This window comes from Plantibacter lichenum (assembly GCF_050587525.1).
In the GTDB taxonomy this organism is placed as follows: Bacteria; Actinomycetota; Actinomycetes; order Actinomycetales; family Microbacteriaceae; genus Plantibacter.
In genome coordinates this window covers 87,030-106,835 of the sequence record NZ_JBOBFT010000001.1, presented here as the reverse complement: position 1 = coordinate 106,835, position 19,806 = coordinate 87,030, and the positions used below count along the sequence as shown (strand labels likewise).

General features: G+C 67.9%; 19 protein-coding genes, 1 pseudogene and 1 riboswitch. Of the genes and pseudogenes, 10 read left to right on the top strand and 10 right to left on the bottom strand.

What is annotated here, in order from left to right; genetic code table 11:
- Positions 1-14: 14 nt before the first annotated feature.
- Complete coding sequence (locus tag ACQ3HB_RS00505; protein WP_430916761.1) at positions 15-455, bottom strand: DUF1622 domain-containing protein; 441 nt, start codon at positions 453-455, stop codon at positions 15-17.
- A 67-nt stretch (positions 456-522) separates the two neighbouring features.
- A pseudogene (locus tag ACQ3HB_RS00500) lies at positions 523-639 on the bottom strand (IS30 family transposase); the annotation flags it as partial.
- A gap of 853 nt (positions 640-1,492) precedes the next feature.
- Here ACQ3HB_RS00500 and ACQ3HB_RS00495 point away from each other — a divergent pair.
- Genes ACQ3HB_RS00495 through ACQ3HB_RS00480 form a run of 4 tightly spaced genes read left to right on the top strand, consistent with a single transcriptional unit; the run spans position 1,493 to position 4,718 of the window.
- Positions 1,493-2,269 (top strand): ABC transporter ATP-binding protein, encoded by a 777-nt coding sequence (locus tag ACQ3HB_RS00495; protein ID WP_430916759.1) that lies wholly within the window; start codon positions 1,493-1,495, stop codon positions 2,267-2,269.
- Positions 2,262-2,552, top strand: coding sequence for a hypothetical protein (locus ACQ3HB_RS00490; RefSeq protein ID WP_430916758.1), 291 nt, complete (start codon positions 2,262-2,264; stop codon positions 2,550-2,552). Before ACQ3HB_RS00495 ends, ACQ3HB_RS00490 begins: the two co-directional genes overlap by 8 nt.
- Before the next feature lie 17 nt (positions 2,553-2,569).
- Complete coding sequence (locus ACQ3HB_RS00485) at positions 2,570-4,042, top strand: hypothetical protein (protein ID WP_430916756.1); 1,473 nt, start codon at positions 2,570-2,572, stop codon at positions 4,040-4,042.
- Positions 4,023-4,718, top strand: coding sequence for a zinc metalloprotease (locus ACQ3HB_RS00480; RefSeq protein ID WP_430916754.1), 696 nt, complete (start codon positions 4,023-4,025; stop codon positions 4,716-4,718). Before ACQ3HB_RS00485 ends, ACQ3HB_RS00480 begins: the two co-directional genes overlap by 20 nt.
- Positions 4,719-4,873: 155 nt before the next feature.
- Here the strand turns inward: ACQ3HB_RS00480 and ACQ3HB_RS00475 are convergent, their stop codons facing one another.
- The gene (locus ACQ3HB_RS00475; protein ID WP_430916752.1) at positions 4,874-5,614 is read right to left on the bottom strand and encodes an alpha/beta fold hydrolase; all 741 of its coding nucleotides are present in this window, start codon (positions 5,612-5,614) and stop codon (positions 4,874-4,876) included.
- A gap of 73 nt (positions 5,615-5,687) precedes the next feature.
- Here ACQ3HB_RS00475 and ACQ3HB_RS00470 point away from each other — a divergent pair, with 73 nt between their 5' ends.
- Positions 5,688-6,404 carry a helix-turn-helix transcriptional regulator gene (locus ACQ3HB_RS00470; RefSeq protein ID WP_430916750.1) on the top strand — a complete coding sequence of 239 codons (717 nt, stop codon included), beginning with the start codon at positions 5,688-5,690 and terminating at the stop codon, positions 6,402-6,404.
- A 4-nt stretch (positions 6,405-6,408) separates the two neighbouring features.
- Here the strand turns inward: ACQ3HB_RS00470 and ACQ3HB_RS00465 are convergent, their stop codons facing one another.
- Complete coding sequence (locus ACQ3HB_RS00465) at positions 6,409-7,041, bottom strand: DUF1349 domain-containing protein (RefSeq protein WP_430916748.1); 633 nt, start codon at positions 7,039-7,041, stop codon at positions 6,409-6,411.
- A gap of 31 nt (positions 7,042-7,072) precedes the next feature.
- Positions 7,073-7,174: riboswitch (TPP riboswitch) on the top strand.
- Between ACQ3HB_RS00465 and thiM the strand changes: the two genes are divergently transcribed.
- The 3 genes from thiM to ACQ3HB_RS00450 all read left to right on the top strand — a co-directional run bounded on the left by thiM (position 7,157) and on the right by ACQ3HB_RS00450 (position 10,673).
- The gene (gene thiM / locus ACQ3HB_RS00460; RefSeq protein ID WP_430916746.1) at positions 7,157-8,035 is read left to right on the top strand and encodes a hydroxyethylthiazole kinase; all 879 of its coding nucleotides are present in this window, start codon (positions 7,157-7,159) and stop codon (positions 8,033-8,035) included. It overlaps the preceding riboswitch by 18 nt.
- A 173-nt stretch (positions 8,036-8,208) precedes the next feature.
- A complete protein-coding gene (gene thiE, locus ACQ3HB_RS00455; RefSeq protein ID WP_430916744.1) occupies positions 8,209-8,850 on the top strand; it encodes a thiamine phosphate synthase in 642 nt (213 codons plus the stop codon).
- Positions 8,851-8,966: 116 nt separating this feature from the next.
- Complete coding sequence (locus ACQ3HB_RS00450; protein WP_430916742.1) at positions 8,967-10,673, top strand: bifunctional hydroxymethylpyrimidine kinase/phosphomethylpyrimidine kinase; 1,707 nt, start codon at positions 8,967-8,969, stop codon at positions 10,671-10,673.
- Between the two features lie 241 nt (positions 10,674-10,914).
- On the opposite strand, the gene ACQ3HB_RS00445 is transcribed toward ACQ3HB_RS00450, so the two are convergent.
- Together ACQ3HB_RS00445 and ACQ3HB_RS00440 are read right to left on the bottom strand one after the other, a co-directional pair.
- Complete coding sequence (locus tag ACQ3HB_RS00445; protein WP_430916740.1) at positions 10,915-11,637, bottom strand: ABC transporter ATP-binding protein; 723 nt, start codon at positions 11,635-11,637, stop codon at positions 10,915-10,917.
- Positions 11,638-11,770: 133 nt separating this feature from the next.
- A complete protein-coding gene (locus ACQ3HB_RS00440) occupies positions 11,771-12,913 on the bottom strand; it encodes an ABC transporter permease (RefSeq protein WP_430916738.1) in 1,143 nt (380 codons plus the stop codon).
- 185 nt (positions 12,914-13,098) lie between these two features.
- Between ACQ3HB_RS00440 and ACQ3HB_RS00435 the strand changes: the two genes are divergently transcribed.
- Together ACQ3HB_RS00435 and ACQ3HB_RS00430 are read left to right on the top strand one after the other, a co-directional pair.
- Positions 13,099-14,433 carry a sensor histidine kinase gene (locus tag ACQ3HB_RS00435; protein ID WP_430916736.1) on the top strand — a complete coding sequence of 445 codons (1,335 nt, stop codon included), beginning with the start codon at positions 13,099-13,101 and terminating at the stop codon, positions 14,431-14,433.
- The gene (locus ACQ3HB_RS00430) at positions 14,430-15,173 is read left to right on the top strand and encodes a LuxR C-terminal-related transcriptional regulator (protein ID WP_430916734.1); all 744 of its coding nucleotides are present in this window, start codon (positions 14,430-14,432) and stop codon (positions 15,171-15,173) included. The genes ACQ3HB_RS00435 and ACQ3HB_RS00430 overlap by 4 nt, the downstream gene beginning before the upstream one ends.
- A gap of 233 nt (positions 15,174-15,406) precedes the next feature.
- Here ACQ3HB_RS00430 and ACQ3HB_RS00425 read toward each other — a convergent pair whose 3' ends face one another.
- The 4 genes from ACQ3HB_RS00425 to ACQ3HB_RS00410 form a co-directional block, all read right to left on the bottom strand.
- Positions 15,407-16,777, bottom strand: coding sequence for a cryptochrome/photolyase family protein (locus ACQ3HB_RS00425; RefSeq protein ID WP_430916732.1), 1,371 nt, complete (start codon positions 16,775-16,777; stop codon positions 15,407-15,409).
- 195 nt (positions 16,778-16,972) lie between these two features.
- A complete protein-coding gene (locus ACQ3HB_RS00420) occupies positions 16,973-17,476 on the bottom strand; it encodes a methylated-DNA--[protein]-cysteine S-methyltransferase (RefSeq protein WP_430916730.1) in 504 nt (167 codons plus the stop codon).
- Positions 17,473-19,011, bottom strand: coding sequence for an AlkA N-terminal domain-containing protein (locus tag ACQ3HB_RS00415; protein ID WP_430916728.1), 1,539 nt, complete (start codon positions 19,009-19,011; stop codon positions 17,473-17,475). Before ACQ3HB_RS00415 ends, ACQ3HB_RS00420 begins: the two co-directional genes overlap by 4 nt.
- Before the next feature lie 257 nt (positions 19,012-19,268).
- Positions 19,269-19,700, bottom strand: coding sequence for a MarR family winged helix-turn-helix transcriptional regulator (locus ACQ3HB_RS00410; RefSeq protein ID WP_430916726.1), 432 nt, complete (start codon positions 19,698-19,700; stop codon positions 19,269-19,271).
- Positions 19,701-19,806 lie beyond the last annotated feature (106 nt).

Sequence of the window (19,806 nt, the reverse complement as noted above, 5' to 3'; positions counted from 1 at the left end):
TCGGCGTGTGGCCCTCAGCGGGCGTCGGTCACCGGTTCCGTCTGAGCAGCGGGCCCGGCGTTGCCGGAGCGGACGGCGTTCGCGAGCACCTGCGGGCCCGTGACGAGCGCACGCTTCCACGGGGCGACGCCGTCGATCTCCACCTGGAGGGAGAAGCTGAGGACCGTGCGGATGAGCACGATGAGCGCGAGCACGGCGGCATCGGTGAGCGACGGCGTCGAGGTGACGGTCTTCACGAGGTCGGCGGCGACGAGGATCTCCAGACCGAGCAGGATGACGCCGCCGATCGTCTCCCGCAGCGTCTTGAAGGCGTGTGCGCCATCGCCCGATCGCAGCCACACGCGGATCGAGATGCCGACGGCGACGAGGAACCCGACGACCATCGCGCCGACGCCGAGCACCTCGAAGACGATCGTCACCGTTTCGAAGAAGCCCGTCACACTGTCGTGGTCCACGCCGCCATTCTGCCCTGCCGCGCCCCGTCGGTCCCGCTCGGCTCGCGAGGTGTCGCAAACGGTTCGGGCTCGATGCTTCCAGGAGCGTCCCGATCGCGGACTTCGACCCCGGCCCAACGATCACTTCTCCTTCCCCGTGCACAGGCACCGCCCGGTCGGCGACCTCTGGCGGGCGCTGACTGATAGTGAACACGTCCCGATACGGACTTGACGAAGTCCTGTCTTGTCCCCTCGCCTCGCGCTCTGCGGGGATGAGCAGGCGCTCACTATCATCGGCTCCGAAGCGAGCGCTCGTTAGGCGTCACCCTGGTTCGCCGCGATGGCACCGGTGCGACCCCGCTGGCGATCAGCGGCACCAGCAGCGTTCGGCCATGAACAGGTCGATCCCGGACTAGCAGGCTTGCCAGCCGCGACGGCAGTCTCGACCTCGGGAGTAACAGACCATGAGTCATACCAGAAGCTTGATGTTTAAGCTACTTGTTTAAGAACTCTTGGAGTTCTAGATTCGGTATCAGAGTCGCCGGACGTGCTGTTTTGCCGAGTGACTCGACGTGTGTTGTGTGTAAAGGAGTTCACATGAAACCCCTGGCGCCGAGTTGAGGATGTAGTTCGGCTCCTGGCGTGCGTGAGGTGCACTCGAGCTGAGCGCACTCCATCACCCACGTGAAACAGGCTTGACGTGCACCGTCATTGGTGCAGGTCGAGAGTCGAGGCCGCACCTGCAGCCTCGAACATCGAATCAATAGATTGGTGAAGAGAATGACAACAGCGTTTGTGCCAATGACCCGAGCCGCTACCGTGAAGCCGTTCGATCTCGTGTCACTCCGTCTGGGACGTGTCCGAGTGGACCGATGGGTGTGGATCGTTGCAATTGCGATCGCCCTGATTCTCGCCGTCGGTCTGGCGGTGGCGTGGTGGATCACTTGCCAGAATCAGGGTGGCTTCCCCGCGCTCGATATGCCGAGCTGGGACGCCGGCGGCACCTGGAAGGCGTACTGCGCAAAGTAGCGCTAGCTGGGAATGTGGAGGGAGCAAAGTTGATCGCAACGCTGGACGCATTCGAACTCTCGAAATCGTATCGGGGAAAGACCGCGCTCGACGCGTTCTCGCTGTCTATCGAGCCTGGTCAGATTCACGGCCTTCTCGGACCTAACGGCTCCGGGAAGACAACCTGCCTCCACATTCTCACCGGCCTACTCGCCCCTGATACAGGCGCTGTGACGATTGCCGGAGTTGCGATCGAGAGCAAGAAGTCCCGCGGTCTACTCGGATTTGCTCCCGATGATCTGCCCCTACCGGGCTCCCTCACCGGTCGCGAGTACCTCGAGTTCCACGATGCCATGCGGAAACGCAACGACACGAAACACGCCGCCGTGCTCGCTCAAGCATTAGGCATCGACGCCGACCTCGAACAACATATTTCGGAGTACTCACACGGCATGCGGCGAAAGATCCAGATCGTGGCAGCAACAATGCACCACCCTCAAGTACTGATTCTTGACGAACCGTTCCGTGGGCTGGACCCGGATGCCGCCGCTGTACTTCGCGGTCTCCTCGTTTCGTTCACCCACGGCGGAGGATCGGTGCTCATCGCAACTCACGACATGCTCCGGGCTCAACGAGACTGTGACGAAGTCACGATCATGAGTGCTGGGATCACGGTCGCATCAGGGAGCCCCACCCTTCTGGTCTCTGCTCACCCTGAGTCAGAAACCTTGGAAGATGTCTTCCTCGGCGTCACTGGTCTACTCCGAGACAGTGCAGCTCGGAGCCAGTCAATTGAGAACCTATTTGAGAGGCCCAACCATGTCTAACTTTGTGAAAGCAACGCTCGGAGCAATCGTCGGGTTCCTCGCTGGCGCGTCCATTCTCTTCATCGCCCTTGTTGCATGCGTCGGATACGCCTGGATGACCAAGACCGAGGTCATCATCCCCGGCGTATTCAAAGCGTTCTTTACAACCGAGAACGACTTGCCCGCCCTCAACTTCGAACCCAACGGGATCGGGATGCTCGTCATTGTCCTAGTAATCGCCGCACTTTCAGTCATCGGCTCGCTGCGGGGACCCCGGAAGCGAACGCCACAGGTGTCAACATAGTGAGCTCACGAGGAGCAGTGTCTGCGGTCGCTCAGATGACTGTGCGCCTGTGGACGCGTGAAATCGCAATTATGTTTCGCGTCAGCGAGCGTCGCCTGATCGTATGCGTCTGCGGCGGGTCAGCCGTCGCGGCGCTATTCGGGTTGCTGTTGGGTGTCGCGAGTGCAGGCCAGCTCACAGTCGACATACCAGCCATACTGCGACGAAACATCCTCCGCACCGCCTTTGGGGGCGCGATCTTGACGGCGACGTTGATCACCTCGATACTCTGCGTTACAATGCCCGCTCGCACCGCGCTACAGACGTTGCTCGACCTATTGCCCATTCATCGGCACATCGCACGAGCCGGCCAACTCGCACCCCTGTTTGTGCTGGGGCTCGTCTTCAGTATCGCCTTGTCAAGCATCTCCATTGCCGTTGTCGTCAAGATGTACGCAGACCCCGGACATATCGCTCTTGCCATAGCGCTGCTGCTGATCGTAGTTGGACTCACGCAAACCATCGTCGTCGCAGTCTTCACGATCGTCAGCAGCTCTCTGACGAGGTTCCTAAGGCTTCCGCAACAATACAGTTCCGCCATCGCCGCCGGCGCAACCATTGCGTTGGGGATGCTGTCGATGGTTGGAGACGTCTTCGCGCTTGGACCGGTGAACAGTGATCCGTTTTCTTGGCGAGACCTACTGCCCAATCGCATTGCAGCGAACCTCGTCGCGGAATCCACCTTGCTTGTAGGAGTCGGCTTGGGGGCGTGGATTCTCGTCGCAATCTCTTGCTTGGCTGCGTCGGCTGCACTCTACCGGCAGGACGTCGGTTCCGCCGTGATTCGATTGTTCCCCAACACCCATCCTCACCCAACCCCCTTTGGCGTCTCAGTGTGGGCTGAGACTCTGATCGCGATCCGCACGCCGCAGGCGATCCTGACCGTGTTGGCGATCATCCCGTCGATCGGACTCGTGAAGTGGATGCTGAACAACCCACTCTTGAACGACTCGGCCATGTTTCTAGCGACTGCGATCCCGCTTCTGCCGTCCTACCTCAGCGTATATGCCGTCGGACGGACGCTGCGCACACATTGGATCGGCGCTCAGCTGCAAGGTGAGCGATTGTGGTGGACGATGCCGAAGATGCTCAGTGCGCTCCTCATCTCGAGCGTCCTCGGGATCTGCACCATCGGCATCGAGCTCCTGCTTGCGATGGTGCCGATAGAAGCTGTTCCAACAATCCTCTCGCGAGCACTCCTCGCGTTCTGCGCAGCACTGCTCGCTGGCACACTGGTTCCCTATAGCGAAGAACAGCCTCTCTCAACCACCGTCTCCGGCTTCACCGCCGCGCTTCTCTACATCAGCATCAGCGTGGGCCTGTCCTGGGCGGCCGACTCCATCGGCACCGTTGCGGCAAACATTCTGGCCGTCCTCGCTGCAATCCTTCTACTAGCGACCTACCGGATAGTCGCCTCGAATCAGAATGCCGATGATGTTCGTCGCGTATAGAACGATCGACTCCCGGACCCCTGGGGTATACGTCCTCTCGAAGGCTTGGATCAGCGACGAACTCAGCCTCACCATCCCTCAAAACCACCGTCATCTGGCCTACGAATACGGTCTGATCAGTGAGTATCGATACCTCACGATCAAGACCAGGCATGTTCCTCTCCTCTTTGTGCCGCAATACCGAACGGAGCTGCTCCCACCGAAGTTGCTACCGGCGCTGGCTCTATCGATCAGCCACAACGCAAAGGGCATGACGGCCGAACTAAGTGCCTCTGCCGCTCTCATCGCGGGGGGATTGTTACTCTCCCTCGGCGCCTTCATCGCCCTCGGCTCGATGCTCCTCATGTTCCTGCTATCAGTGCTCACCCACGAAGCAGGCCATGTCGCCGCCTACCGCATCATCACCGGACCAGAGACCCCCGCCTATTTGGTTCGAAGAGGTATCCAGTCTCATCTCGTCCGACTCCCCCTTCCTCGCAGACCAGACCGTGCCGTCATCATCGCGGGCCCCGCTTCACCCCTCTTTATCGCCGCGCTCTTGCTCCCGATTGCATGGGTCTTCCCGGTCCCATACTTCGCCTGGCTCGCAATCGCTCTCGGCCACTTCGTCCTACTCGTAGCGCCCATCGGTGACGGAGCCAACCTCCGCGAGAGCTATCGGAGGCGCCTCCGGTAGCTCTCGCGCTAGGCCGTGCCTACTGGCGCTTTTGGTCCAGACGGTGATGGCAGCCGGAAGACTGCTCCGACGCGGTAGGTGATGGTGAAGTTTGTCGCAGCGATTGGCGATGCCTTGCCATTGCTTGAAGGTCGCGAAGTTGAGTTCGACAACGCTCAGCTGGTCCTTGGCGCCGCCGACTGGATGGCCTCGGCGAGGTCGCGGGGACGGCTCCACATGGGCCAGTGACCCGTCGGGAGGTCGATGACATCGAGATGCTCGAGGCTCGCGACCTCGGCGAACATGGCGTGACCCGCCCTGGCCAGCTCCAGCACCTGCGCGCTCGGGACCGAGCAGCACACCAGGGTGGTCGGGACCGTGCGCCTGGCATCGTTCGTGAGTTCGACGGGCTGACGGAGCACGGGGCCGGGCTCCGGGACGGCGCGGGCCCGGAAGCGCTCGAGGGCTTCCTCGCTCAGACCGTCGAGGCTCGCCTGCTGGCCGAGGACGTCGAAGGGCGGCAGCTGCAGCTCTTGCACTGACTCCGGGAGGTCTGGGGCGAAGACGCTTCCCGCAGCGACGGGGCCGGAGTCGACCCACACGACCCGCTGGACGAGCTCGGGGTGGCGGTCGAGGACGAGGCTGACGGGGCTGTTCGCGCCACTGTGAGCGACGAGCGTCGTGGGTCGTTGCTCGGAGACACCGAGGCTGGCCATGAGGTCGAGGATCGCGGCGGCCTGATCGTCGAGCGTCGCGGTGGCGCGGTCGGGGTCGTCAGCGTCCAGGCCGGGCAGTGTCATCGCAACGGTCCGGGAGTGGCCCGTCTCCAGATGATCGAGGACCTCCGCCCAGGCCCAGGCGCCCAGCCAGTGGCCGGGGATGAGGATGGTGGTCGGAGCGTTCGTCGTAGGGGTCATGTCTCCACTCTCCTCGGCGTCGAGCGCAGGTGTATGTCACTATTTCTGTCATGAATGTGCTGCGAGTTGCACCGTGAAGCGAAGCGAACGACTCCACGCCCTCTCCGAGATGCTGCGACGCAGCGGATCGCGGGGATCCTCTGCCGAGCGGCTGGCAAGGGAATTCGACGTCTCGGTGCGCACCGTCAAGCGAGACCTCGCCGCGCTCGCGAACAGCGGCGCACCGCTCTGGTCACGCCCCGGTCCGGGCGGTGGTTACGGATTGGCCGAAGGGGCGACCCTGCCGCCCGTCAGCCTGTCGCCGGCTCAAGCCGTAGCGCTCATGGCGGCCGTGTCCGCCGCGCCCGACGCACCGTACTCCGATCTGGCTGCGGCCGGTGTGCGGAAGATCCTGGACGTCCTCGATCCCGCGACGCGAGCACGAGCCGACGAGCTCGCCGGCCGGGTCTGGGTCGACGCGCCCCGCTCGTCGTCCCGCGCGATCAGATCGGCGCTCGAGGAGGCGATGTCCGAGCAGCGAGTCATCCGCCTCCGCTACACGGCTGGAGACGGAACGACGACGGTGCGCGACGTCGAACCCGTGCTGTTCGCCTCCACGAACGGCCGGTGGTACCTGGTGGGGTGGTGCCGTCTGCGTGATGCGATGCGCTGGTTCACCGTGTCGCGCATCGAGCGGGCCAGCATCACGACGACGGCCTGCGGCACCCACACCGTCGACGAGGTCGGAGAACCGCCGGCGAACGCCAGACCGGTGCACGGCCGAAGCGACCGCGCTGGCTCGTCCAGCTAGGCAGCTAAGCCGGCTCGTGGAGGGCGGCGTCGGCGGGAGTGACGTGCCAGGAGTGGAAGCGGACGGTGAGGCCGGGGCGGGTCGGCGCGCAGCAGAACGGGCCCGCGGCTACAAGGGCGTCCGCGGCGAACGGAGCGACGCGGACGAGCGACCACGCCTCCTCATCGACGCGGGCGCGGATCGTCACGGCGTCGCCCGAGCGACTCGCCCGCACGGTGACCAGACGGCCGGCCCATGACGGGACGGGGGCGACGGACCAGTCCGAGCGGACGTCGGTCACGACCGCGCCCACCTGCGGCAGCCCGTCGGCGAACTCCACCCCGGCCTTGATCCAGTGCTCGTCGTCGCTGCGGAGGAACACGCCCGCCTGATCGAACTGCGCGGAGAACGCCGCCGTGAACGACACCTCGACCGCGGTGTCGGCGGCGAGCGGGGTGAGGAGTGCGTGCTCGGAATCGTGGACGAACCCGTAGGAGGTGTGCCGCCAGGCATCGCTTCCCTCGACGGCCGTCACGAGCAGCTCGTCGCCGTCCTCTCGGGCCTCCGCGGGTTCGTGCGTCCACACGCCGACGCCCCAGGGCACGGGGGTCGGTGCGGAAGCGGCGGTCGGATCGGACTGGTTCACGTCATCGGTCACGGCATCACGATACCGGCGCGCTAGGGTGGTGGCGAGTGACACGGGGTGCCCGACGCGAATCGAGCGGGCTGAGAACACACCCGTCGAACCTGATCTAGTTCGTACTAGCGAAGGGATGTCGCGAATGAGCATTCGCACACCGCAGCAGTCTGCCCACCCGTCCACCCAGGCCGTCGACGGCGGTGACGTCATCGACCAGGTGGCGCTCGCCCAACGCTCGGCCGAGCTGCTCGATGAGCTGCGTTCGCGCACCCCTCTCGTGCAGTCGATCACGAACGCCGTCGTGACGAACTTCACCGCGAACATCCTGCTCGCACTCGGCGCCGCGCCGGCGATGGTCGACATTCCGAGAGAGGCAGGGCCGTTCGCCCGCATCGCCTCCGGGGTGCTCGTCAATCTCGGCACACCGCACGCCGAACCCCGCGAGGCGATGCTGGAGGCCGCTGCCGCCGCATCCGATGCGGGGACGCCGTGGGTCCTCGACCCCGTCGCGATCGGCTCCCTTCCGGTCCGCACGGCGCTCGCCGCGGAACTGCTCGCGCTGCGCCCGACGATCATCCGCGGCAATGCGTCGGAGATCATCGCGCTCGCAGGCCTCGGCGCAGGCGGCCGCGGCGTCGACGCGACCGACACGGCCGAGAGCGCCCTCGAAGCCGCCAGCGTGCTCGCCCGCACGGCTGGATCCGTCGTGGCGATCTCCGGACCGACCGATGTCATCACCGACGGCACACGCACCGTCCGCGTGAGCAACGGCCACGTCTGGTTGACCGCCGTCACCGGCGGCGGCTGCGCCCTCGGATCGGTCATGGCCGGGTTCGCGTCCCTCGACGAGGACCGGCTCGTGACGACTGTCGCCGCGACCGCCGCGTACACGATCGCCGCCCAGCTCGCCGCGGCCGAATCGCGCGGGCCGGGGAGCTTCTCGGTCGCCTTCCTCGACCAGCTGTCGCTCATCGACGCCGATGCCGTGCGGCGGCTGGCGGTCATCGCGTGAGCGCGGGGGAGGCGGTGCGGGTGGGGCCGTCGGCGGATGCTGCGGGGAGCCCTTCGACAGGCTCAGGGACCGGGGGTTCGGATGTGGCGGGCCCTTCGACAGGCTCAGGGACCGGGGGTTCGGAGGGCTCGAGGAGCGGGGCGCGCGGTGTCGGGCGTCTCGACGCGGACGCGTTGTCGACCTACCTCGTCACCGACCGCGAGCTCAGCGGCCCGCGGGGCGTGCTCGAGGTCATCGGGCGCGCGGTCGACGGCGGCGCGACGGCGATCCAGCTGCGTGAGAAATCCGGGACGGCACGCGAGCTGTTCGAGCTGACCGTCGCGGCGAGCGCCGTCATCGATGGGCGGGCGCTGTTGTTCGTCGACGATCGGGTGGACGTGTTCCTCGCCGCCCGCGCGGCCGGCGCGCGAGTCGACGGCGTGCACGTCGGCCAGAGCGATCTGCCCGTGCTCGAGACGAGACGGATCATCGGGGCGGATGCGATGCTCGGCCTCACGGCCAACACGCCTGCGCATTTCGCGGCCGTCGCGGCGTTGCCGACCGGCACCGTCGACTACCTCGGCGTCGGCGTCATCCGTCCGACCTCGACGAAGCCCGACCACCCCGCACCGCTCGGGGTCGACGGGTTCCGGGCGCTCGCGGCATCGACCGGGCTGCCGTGCGTGGCGATCGGCGGGGTGTCCCTCGACGACTCCGCTGCGCTCCGGCGGGCGGGTGCCGCCGGACTCGCGGTCGTCTCCGCGATCTGCGCCGCCGATGATCCCGACCAAGCGGCCGCCGCCTTCCGCGCCGCGTGGACGGAGGCCCGCGCGTGAGCGATCCCCGCTCCCTGCCCGACTCCCGGTCCTTGAGCCTGTCGAAGGGCGATGCAGCTGACTCCGCCCCCCGGTCCCTGAGCTTGTCGAAGGGCGATGCCTCTGATCCTCGGTCCTTGAGCTTGTCGAAGGGCGATGCCTCTGATCCTCGGTCCCTGAGCTTGTCGAAGGGCGATGCAGCTGACTCCGACTCCCGGTCCCTGAGCCTGTCGAAGGGCCCCCACCCGCGCATCCTCAGCATCGCCGGCACCGATCCGAGCGGCGGCGCCGGCATCCAAGCGGACCTCAAGAGCATCGCGGCGAACGGCGGCTACGGCATGGCCGTCGTCACGGCGCTCGTCGCGCAGAACACGCACGGCGTCCGCAGCGTCCACACGCCGCCCGCCGAGTTCCTCCGCGCGCAGCTCGATGCGGTGAGCGACGACGTCGTGATCGATGCCGTGAAGATCGGGATGCTCGGCAGCATCGACGTCGTGGAGACGGTCCGATCCTGGATCGCCGCGAACGCATCCAGCGGCACGGCGCTCGGTCCGATCGTCCTCGACCCGGTGATGGTCGCGACGAGTGGGGATCGACTGTTGCGCGCCGACGCGGAGGCCGCGGTGCTCGCGCTCCTCCCGTCCGTCGACCTGGTGACGCCGAACCTGCCCGAATTGGCCGTGTTGGCGGGGGAGCCCGTCGCAATCGACTGGGCTGGAGCCATCGCCCAGGCGCTCGCGGTCTCCGCCCGGAACTCCGTCGTCGTCCTCGTGAAGGGCGGGCACCTGGAGGGTGCTGAGAGTCCGGACGCGCTCGTCGACGCATCGGGATCGCTCGGTGACGGGCGCACGGTCGTCGAGGTCGCCGGTTCACGAGTGCAGACGTCGAACACGCACGGCACGGGCTGCTCGCTCTCGAGCGCGATGGCGACGCTCGTCGCTCGCACCGGCGACTGGGAGCAGGCGCTGCGGCAGGCGAAGGCATGGCTGACCGTCAGCCTCGAACGTGCGGACGAGCTCGAGGTCGGCGGCGGCAACGGCCCCATCAACCACTTCGCCCAGCTGTGGGACGCGGCCGACGCGATGGCTGCGGGCGCCGTGACCGTTCCGGTGACGGTTCTCGAAGCGGCGCCTGGGAGTTCTCGACCGGTGGAACCCCTCTCCGCCCACACGGCGGTCGATGCCGATCCGGCCTCGGTCGCCGCAGCATCGATCACCGACGCCTGGTGGGTGGAGATCGAACCGCTGCGCACGCGCATCGACGAGCTCCCGTTCATCAGCGCCCTCGCCGACGGCACACTCGACCGCACCGCGTTCGCCGACTACCTCGCTCAGGATGCGATCTACCTGCGGGAGTACGCGCGCGTGCTCGCGAGGGCGAGCCAGCTCGCGCCGACCACCGAGGAGCAGGCCTTCTGGGCCGAGGGCGCGAGCGGCTCGATCGTCGCCGAGATGGAACTGCATCGGACCTGGCTGATCGAACATGCCGAGAGCGGCATACACGTTGCACCGACACCTGTGACGGCCGCGTATCTGTCGCACCTGCTCACCGCGGCGGAGAGCACCGACTACGGCCTCGTCGTCGCCGCACTGCTGCCGTGCTACTGGATCTACCAGGACCTGGGTGAACGGCTCGTGAGCCGGTCGCATCCGGAGCACCCGTTCGCAGGGTGGCTGGACACGTATGCGGACCCGGCGTTCGCGATCTCGAACCAGCGCGCGATCGACATCGCGGGTGAGGCCGCCGTCCGGGCTACCGATGCGGGTCGCGAGCGGATGCGGCAGGCGTTCCTGGTGTCGTCGGCGCATGAGGAGGCGTTCTTCGCGGACCCGCTCACACGCTGACGGCTTACGACCTCCCTCGACCTCCTCCGACCCTCTGAACGCCGACTCACCCCGTCCCCGCACCACCACAACTCCTTCAATTCGGAGCAGGGCCCGGTCGAAATCCGCGTGATTCCGGAGGTCTGCGGTCGGGCCGTGCTCGAATTGAAGGAGTTATGCGCGATGCGGGCACTTCGACAAGCTCAGTGACCGGGCATCCGCTCCCTGAGCCTGTCGAGGGGGGTCGAACTGCCAGGAACCCCTAGCGTGCGGCCAGCGTGGGCGCGAGACGCAGCGCATCCTCAGGAGCAGCGACGAGCGCGCCGTCCCGCATCGTGAGCACCTGGTCCATCCGATCCAGGTGCGAACGATCGTGGGTCACGAGCAGCGTGGACGTGTGCGCCTCCTCGGTCAATCGCAGGATGAGGTCGATGATCGCCGAGCCGCGCTCGTGATCGAGAGCGCTCGTCGGCTCATCGACGACGAGCGCCGCCGGCCCGCCCATGAGTGCCCGAGCCACGTTGACCCGCTGTCGCTGACCACCCGACAGCTGATGCGGCCGCTTGCCCGCATGATCGCTCAGACCGACCTCCTCCAACAGGTCCAACGCGCGCGAGCGAACAGCGGCCCGGCGCCCACGGCTGCCGCGTCCGCCGAGCTCGTTCATCACGGTGAGTTGCTCGATCGCCGTGAGTGACGGGATGAGGTTCGACTGCTGGAAGACGATGCCGAGCGTCGTGCGACGGAACTCCGCGGCGGCCCCGCGGTCGAGTGCCGTGACATCGATGCCCGCGACCTCGACCGTTCCACTGTCCGGACGGATGAGCGATGCGGCGACCGCGAGCACGCTCGACTTGCCTGAACCGGACGGGCCGGTGAGCGCGGCGACGGTCCCGGGCGGGACGGTGAGGCTGACGTGGTCGACGGCGGTAACGGTCGAGTCGCCGTCGGGGAAGGTGAGGGTGACGTCGGTCAGTTGGATCATCTGGTGCCTCCTGGAGTGGTGGGCGTGGTGTGGGTGGGGCACTTCGACAGGCTCAGTGACCGGGTCGGGTGCAGTGACCCGGTTGGATGCAGCGACCGGGTGGGGTGCAGTGACCGGCCGTCTCGGGGCGCGCTCATCGGTTGCCGCCGAGCGCTGTGAGCGGGTCGGCCGTGAGGATGGAGCGGAGCGCGAACGCGGCGCCGGCCAGACCGAGGACGATCATGACCACCCCAGGCGCGAGCGTCGTGAGCGGGCTCAGGACGAATGGCAGCGCGGTTCCGGCGAGCGAGCCGAGCAGAGCGGTGAGCCCGATCCCGACACCCACGCCGACGAGCAAGAGCACGAACGCCTGCCCGAGTGCATCGGCCGTGAGTCGCTTCGTGGTCGCGCCGAGCGCTTTGAGGATCGCGACGTCGCCGCGGCGCTGGATCGTCCAGACCGTGAAGAACGCGCCGATGACGAGTGCCGAGATCCCGAAGAGCATCGCGACCATGAGCAGGAGCGAGCCGATCTCGGACCGGAAGGAACCGATCGCCATGAGCGCCGGGATGATCGGCTTCGCGACCGTTCCCGCCTGCGCGTCCGCGGCATCGCTCGCTGCGCCGGTCGGGTTGCCGAAGACGGCGATGACGGTCGCGAACGGAGCGCCGGATGCAGCGGAGGCCGTCGTTCCGGCCGTTCCCGCCTCGGCTCCGGTCGTCGGAGCCGCGCCGGCTCCCGACATCGCTGCGGCCATCGTCCGCCAGTCCGCGGCCGTCATCCACACGACGGGTGTGTGGCTGTACCAGGCGTCGTCGCCCACGGATTCGACCGTGAACTGCTTCGCGCCGGCCGACACGCTGTCACCCGTCGTGACCTTGAGCTCCTTGGCGGCGGCGGCGCTCAGACGGAGCTCGCCGTCGGCGCTCGGCGCATCGGCCCCGAACGACGGCTCGACGCCGAAGAGCGACACCGAGGTGCGGGTGTCGTCCGTTTCCAGCCGTGTCTGCGTGATGCCGATGGGCTCAGCGCGATCGACGCCGGGAACGGCCGCCCAGTCCGACGCCATGTCCTTCGTCACGACGGAGTCGGAGAAGCTCGCCTGCTCGCCGTCGGCCGGTGCGGAGAAGACGATGCTGTTCGCGCCGAGGCCCGTCACCGCCGAGATGTTCTGATTCGCGAGTCCCGCGGTCAACCCGCTGAGGAACCCCACGAGCAGGGTGATGAGTGTGACGACCGCGCCGATCAGCACGAACCGTCCGGTCGCGAATCGCATGTCACGCCAGGCGACGAACATGGAACCTCCTCGATGCACCCGTCGGCCGGCCGGCGGATCCGGTCGGGTGGTGCACTGTTCCAGCCTCGCTTCCGGCCGCTCCCGCGGCATCGGCCGGGATGATGCTCTCCGGCGGCGGGAGTATGGAGCGTTCCTTCCACCTTTCGGACGATCCGATTCCGGGTCGATCCCCGTACGCTGGGCGGATGACGCAATCGGTTCCCGCCGGGGCTCTCGGAGCGGGCTCGCCGCGGACGGACCACTCCGCGTTCAGCCCCGTCTTCACGGCCTTGAACGCCGGGCTGCACGTCCTCTTCGCGGCGCTCGCCCTCGTCGTGGTCGTGCGTGCGGTCCTCGTGCCCGGCCCGTACTCCGTCGTCTCGATCGTCTTGACCGCGGTCATGCTCGGCACGTACCTGCTCGGAGCCGTGTTCGGTTCCCGGGCGCGGATGCGACGGGTGTCGGCGGATGAGCGAGGGGAGGTGGTGGGAGCGGGTGTCGGTGCCGCCGCTGCCGCCTCTGCTGCCAGCGCCCCTGCCGCACGCCCCGCACGGCTGATCATCGGCGTCTGGCTCGCGGTCCTCAGCATCGAGTGGATCGCCCTCGTCTTCGTGAGCCTCGATGCCGCCTACCTCGTGTTCCCGCTGTTCTTCCTCTACCTGCACCTGCTGCGCTGGCGGCTCGCGGTCGTCGCCGTCCTCGCATCGACCGCCGCAGCCATCATCGCGATCGGCGCCCACTCCGGGTTCAGCCTCGGCGGGGTCGTCGGGCCCATCGTCGGGGCGGCGGTCGCGGTGGCGATCGGCCTCGGTTATCAGGCGCTCGCGCGGGAGGCGGAGGCGCGTGAACAGCTCATCGTCGAACTCGTCGCGACTCGCGAACAGCTCGCCGCCACGGAACGCGAAGCCGGGAAACTGGCCGAACGGGAACGACTGGCGCGCGACATCCACGACACCGTCGCGCAGGCGCTGTCGAGCATCCAACTCCTCCTCCACGCGGCCGAACGCGATGCCGAGATCGATCCGCCGCGTTCCGCCGACCACCTGCGGAGCGCCCGGGCCGCCGCCGCGACGGCCCTCACGGAGACGCGCGGCCTCATCGACGAGCTCAGCCCGCCCGCCCTCGCCGGGAGCACGATCGCCGACGCGCTGTCCCGCCTCGCCGCGACGACCACCGCGCAGGGCGGCCCCGTCGTCTCCTTCACCGTGACCGGCGACCCGATCGACCTCAGCACGTCCGTGCAGACCTGCCTGCTGCGCGTCGCGCAGAGCGCCGTTTCCAACGCGATCCGTCACGCCGAGGCGTCCCGAGCCGACATCACCCTCAGCTACCTCGACTCCGAAGTCATCCTCGACGTGGACGATGACGGGATCGGCTTCGAACCGTCGATCGTGGGCGGCGCGGGAGATCGGATGGCCGGCGGTTCGTTCGGGTTGGTCGCGATGCGCCAGCGGATCGAGGAACTCGGCGGATCGCTCGACCTGCGGAGTGCACCGGGCACGGGGACGACCGTGACGGCACGATTCGAGGAGGACGCATGAGCCACGAACAGCCGGGAACTGCCGACATCGCTGGAGGCGAGGATCGCATCCGCATCGTGATCGCCGACGACCACCCCATCGTCCGGGCCGGCCTCCGCGCCGTGCTCGGGACGGTCCCGGACTTCGACGTCGTCGCCGAGGCGTCCACCGCCGAGGAGGCGGTCGGGCTCGCGCTGCGGGGGGCCGGTGCTGGGGCGGACTCCACTTCCGGTGCTGGTGCCTCGGCCGGTGGTGACGAGTCGGTCCCGTCGCGCGCGGATCTCGTCCTGATGGACCTCAGCTTCGGCGACGGCATGTCCGGCATCGAAGCGACCCGCGCGATCAGCGGAGCGATCGATGCGCCGCGCGTGCTCGTCCTGACGAACTACGACTCCGATGCCGACATCCTCGGCGCCATCGAGGCCGGCGCCGCGGGGTACCTGCTGAAGGACTCGCCGCCGGATGATCTCATCGCCGCGATCCGGTCCGCCGTCGCCGGTCGCTCCGTGCTGGGACCCGCGGTCGCCACCCGACTCGTCGCTCGCGTGAGCGCTCCGCAGACGGCGCTCAGCGCCCGCGAGATCGAGGTGCTCGCGAACGCCGCCGAAGGCCTCACCAACCAGGCGATCGCCGCCAGGCTGCACGTGAGCGAGACGACGATCAAGTCGCACCTCGCGCACATCTACACGAAGCTCGACGTCACGAACCGGTCGTCCGCCATCGCCGCCGCCCAGCGACAGGGCCTCTTCCGCCCCCGCTGACCGGGCTTGCCCGGTCCCTGAGCATCCTCGGGCCCTGAGCCTCCCCGGTCCCTGAGCTTGTCGAAGGGCATCCCGAGTAGCACGCCCTTCGACAGGCTCAGGGACCGGTCGGATACGGTCCCCGGTCCCTGAGCTTGTCGAAGGGTGAGGTCCCGCAGGGTGCGCCTTTCGACAGGCTCAGCGTCCGGTCCGGGGTCGGCCCGTCGGCAGGCTCAGGGTCAGGCGGTCAGGCCCTACAGCTGTTTGTACGCCGCCAGCGCCGCCTGCCGCGTCACGCTCAGATCGACGAGTGGCTCCGGATACGCATCGGTCCCGTACTCCGGCACCCACCGCTTGATGTACGTGTCATCGGCATCGAACCGCTCCCGCTGTCGTTCCGGGTTGAAGATGCGGAAGTACGGCGCAGCATCGGCCCCGCTCCCCGCGACCCATTGCCAGTTGAACGGGTTCGATGCGGGATCCGCGTCCACGAGCGTGTCCCAGAACCACTCCTCGCCGCGGCGCCAGTGGATGAGCAGGTTCTTCGTGAGGAACGATGCGACGACCATGCGCACGCGGTTGTGCATGGTGCCGGTGTGCCAGAGTTCGCGCATGCCGGCGTCGACGAGGGGGATGCCGGTGCGGCCCATCGTCCAGGCTTCGAAGGCCTCCTCGTCGGGGTCCGGCCAGGGGAACGCGTCGAAGGAGGAGCGCCAGTTCTCGGTGGCGAGCGCGGGGAACGCGTAGAGGCAGTGGTGGGCGAACTCCCGCCAGCCGACCTCCTTCAGGAAGACGGCGCCGTCATCGCCGAGCCGTCGACGCCCGTCCTTGGCGGCCCACCAGATCTGGTTCGGGCTGATCTCGCCGAAGCGCAGGTGCGGTGAGAGACGCGATGTCGCGGGCTTGGCGGGCACGTCGCGATCGTTCGCGTAGCCGATGATCGCTCCGTCGATGAAGTCGGCGAGATGCTCGTGCGCGCCGGCCTCACCGGGGGTCCAGCTGTCGCGGAAGCCGCCGGCCCAGTCCGGTTTCGTGGGGAGCAGGCGCCACGCGGCGAGTTTGTCGCTGTGGAGGTGCGCAGCATCGGCCGGTCCGTCGATCCGCTCGGGCGCATCCAACGGATGTCGTGGCGGGTTGCGTGCGAACTCGGTCAGGCACGCGTTCCAGAACGGGGTGAACACGGCGTACGGATTGCCCTGGCCGGTCGTGATCTCCCACGGTTCCGCGAGGAGCATCGCCGAGAAGCTGCGGGCGTCGAGCCCGCGTTCGCGGAGCGACGCCTTGATGCGTGCGTCGAGTTCTCGTTCGGGTCCGCCGTAGCGACGGTTCCAGAGGACCGCGCCCGCGCCGCTGGATTCGACCAGCTCGTCGATGATCGCCGCCGCATCGCCTCGCCGGAGGAGGAGTGTGCCGCCCATCGAGCGGATGTCCGCGCCGAGGGCTTCGAGGCTGCCGTGGAGCCACCAGCGTGATGCGCCGCCGTGCGGTCGGAGGTCGTTCGTGTCCTCTTCGAGGACGTAGAGGCAGATGATCGGTGCGCCGAGCTCCAGCGCTGCGGTGAGGGCGGGGTTGTCCGCCAGCCGGAGGTCCTCACGGAACCAGACGATCGTTGGGGAGTCGGGCATTCCTCCACCCTACGCGTCCCGCCCACCCCACCCCCGGGGTTGCACAATTCCGGAAGTTTTGGGCCGGAAAGCGCTTGTTCGGGCCGGTAAGCGTTTCCGTCGTCACTCCTGTCACAGTTGTTCCGGAATTGTGAAAATCGCCGGGGTCGGGTGGAGGGGCAGGAGGGAGGAACAGGAGATGGGAGACGGGCCCCGTCAGGCGCTGAGGGCGGCCTCGCGGGCGAGCAGTGAGCGCTTCACATCGAGGCCCCAGGCGAAACCGCCGAGCGAGCCGTCGGTGCGCAGGACCCGGTGGCACGGCACGAAGAGCGCCGGGGCGTTGGTGGCGCACGCGCTCGCCGCGGCCCGAACAGCGGAAGGCCGACCCGACGCGGCAGCGAACTCCGTGTAGGTGACGGGATGCCCGGCCTCCACCGTCCGCAGCACGGACCAGGCGTGCGTCCGGAACGGGCCGCCGGACTGAGCCACGAGAACGTCGTCGATCGCGGACAGGTCGCCCGCGTAGTAGGCGTGGACAGCCGCGCTCGCCGCGATCTCGCCGGGGACGGACGAAGCGAGACGATCGGCCGGGCGGATGCGATCGAGCATCACCTGCACGTCGTCGCTCCAGCCGGAGGCGAGCACGGCACCGTCCTCCTCGCGGGCGATGATCGTGAACGGGCCGTCGGGGGTGCTGATGGTCTGGTGGATGGTGGTCATGCTGCTGGACCTTTCTCGAAGTCGGCGGATGTCTGGAGGACCGCTCGTGTTGCGGTGGCGGGGGTGGATGGAGGAGCCGATGCCGGGAACGCGGACGCGGGGAGCGCCGCCGCCTTCCACAGGTGCAGGCACAGGTAGGAGCGCCATGGCGCGAACGCCGCGGCCTCGACGGTGAGCGGACCCGCCGCGTTCGGGAAGCCGAGCCGTCCCGCGCCCGTCCGCACCGCGACATCGCCGGGGAGGAATGCATCGGGATTGCCGAGGACGCGCATACTCACGTAGTCGGTCGTCCACGGGCCGATGCCCTTGAGAGCGAGGAGACGATCGCGGAGTGCGGCGCGGTCGTCGCCGAAGCCGATCGTCAGTTCGCCCGACGCGAGTGCCTCGGCGACGCCGATCACCGTCTCGATACGAGCCTTCGGTCCGACGAGCGCAGCGCGCCCACCCTCCGCGATCTGCGTGGCGGTCGGGAACAACCGGCTGAGCCCGTGCCGTGGTTCGACCGTCGACCCGACGGCTTCCGTCAACCGTCGGAGCGCCGTCCGCGCCGCCGCGACCGTGATCTGCTGGCCGATGATCGCCCGGAACAGCATCTCCTCCGCACTGACCGCACCCGGCAGTCGGATTCCCGGTGTCGCTTCGATCGACGCCGCCAGCCGCGGATCGACCGACAGCGCAGCATCGATCGCCTGCGGATCCGCATCCAGGTCGAACAGTCGTCGGACGCGTGAGACGAGGACGGGGAGGTCGGCGAGTTCCGCCACCTCCGCGGTGAGCGTCAGCGCGCCCGCCTCTTCCCGCACCTCGAACCAGGCGACGCCGCCGGGGAGCGCGAGGAGCCGGGCGTAGCGATCCGGCCCGGCTGATTCCACGCCTTCGACCGCGCGCGGACCCAGCCAGCCGAAGACGCCGGCCGCGTTGAATGGTTCGCGATAGGGGAGCGTGAGCCGGATGGTGCCCGGCTCCGTTCCCGGGGTGCCGCGATGTTTCGAGCGCAACTGGCCTGGCGTCAGTTCGAAGACCTCGCTGATCGTCTCGTTGAACTGGCGGATGCTGGAGAAACCGGCGGCGAACGCGATGTCGCTGAACGGCAGTTCGGTCCCCGTGAGGAGCGTGCGGGCGTTGTGGGCGCGATGTGCACGGGCGAGCGCGAGCGGACCGGCGCCGAGTTCCTGCGTGAGGATGCGCGTCAGGTGTCGGCTTGAGTAGCCGAGCGTGGCTGCGAGTCCGGGGACCCCTTCGCGTTCGACGACCCCGTCGGCGATGAGTCGCATCGCGCGGGCGGCGAGGTCGTTCCGGAGGTTCCAGTCCGGCGTTCCGGGGACGGCTTCCGGGAGGCAACGCTTGCATGCTCGGTAGCCGGCTTCGTGGGCGGCGGCGCTCGTCGCGTAGAAGGTCACGTTCTGCGGATGCGGCGTGCGTGCCGGGCAGGACGGGCGGCAGTAGATGCCCGTCGTGCGCACTGCGGTGATGAACTGCCCGTCGAATCGGGTGTCCTTCGCCTGGATGGCGCGATACCGTTCGTCGAAGTCCATGCTTCGAGTCTCGCACCCCTCCGAGGCTCCTGCCAGCGGAAATCGGACATGGCTGTGGAGTCCAATCCGCCCGACCCACGGCGCGCGCAGATCGAGCGCAACTCCTTCGATCCGATCGCTGCAAACCTCAGCGTCCCCGGAAACCCGCGGGTCGTCGCTCGGACGTGGTCCGGATCGAAGGAGTTATGCGCGATGAGGGTGCGCTCCGACAGGCTCAGCGACCGGGGTGATGCTGAGTGACCGTCGGGAGGTGCGGCTCAGCTGCCGCGGAGCTTGTTGCTGAGCGCGGCGAGTGCGCTCATCTCATCGGGGTTGAGCGATGTCGTGACCCGTTCGGCGATGGCCGCGCCGTGTTCGAGCGCGACCTTGCGGAACACGTCGTACCCCGCATCGGTCATCCGCACGAAGGTGCCGCGGCCGTCGTCCGGGTCGGGACACTTGCCGACGAGTCCGCGCGCGACCAGGCGGTCGACGAGGCGGCTGATGCTCGGCTGTGACAGGAGGACCTGCGTGTTGAGGTCGCGGAGTCGGACGCGGCGGTCCGGTTCCCGCGACATCGTGAGCAGGACGTCGTACTCGTTGAGGGAGATGCCGTGGCTCGGGAAGTCGTGCGACAGATGGCGCATGACGTCCACCTGGGCGCGGAACAGCGCTTCCCAAGCGGTGACCGCCAGCCGTCTCTCGTCCATGATGCCTCCCTGCAGGAGCACAACGCTCCGCACCCCGAATCTAGTCCGGACGGACGACATCTGGCAGCGGGTTGACCCGGAAGCCGTGGAGAACCTCCTGGGGATG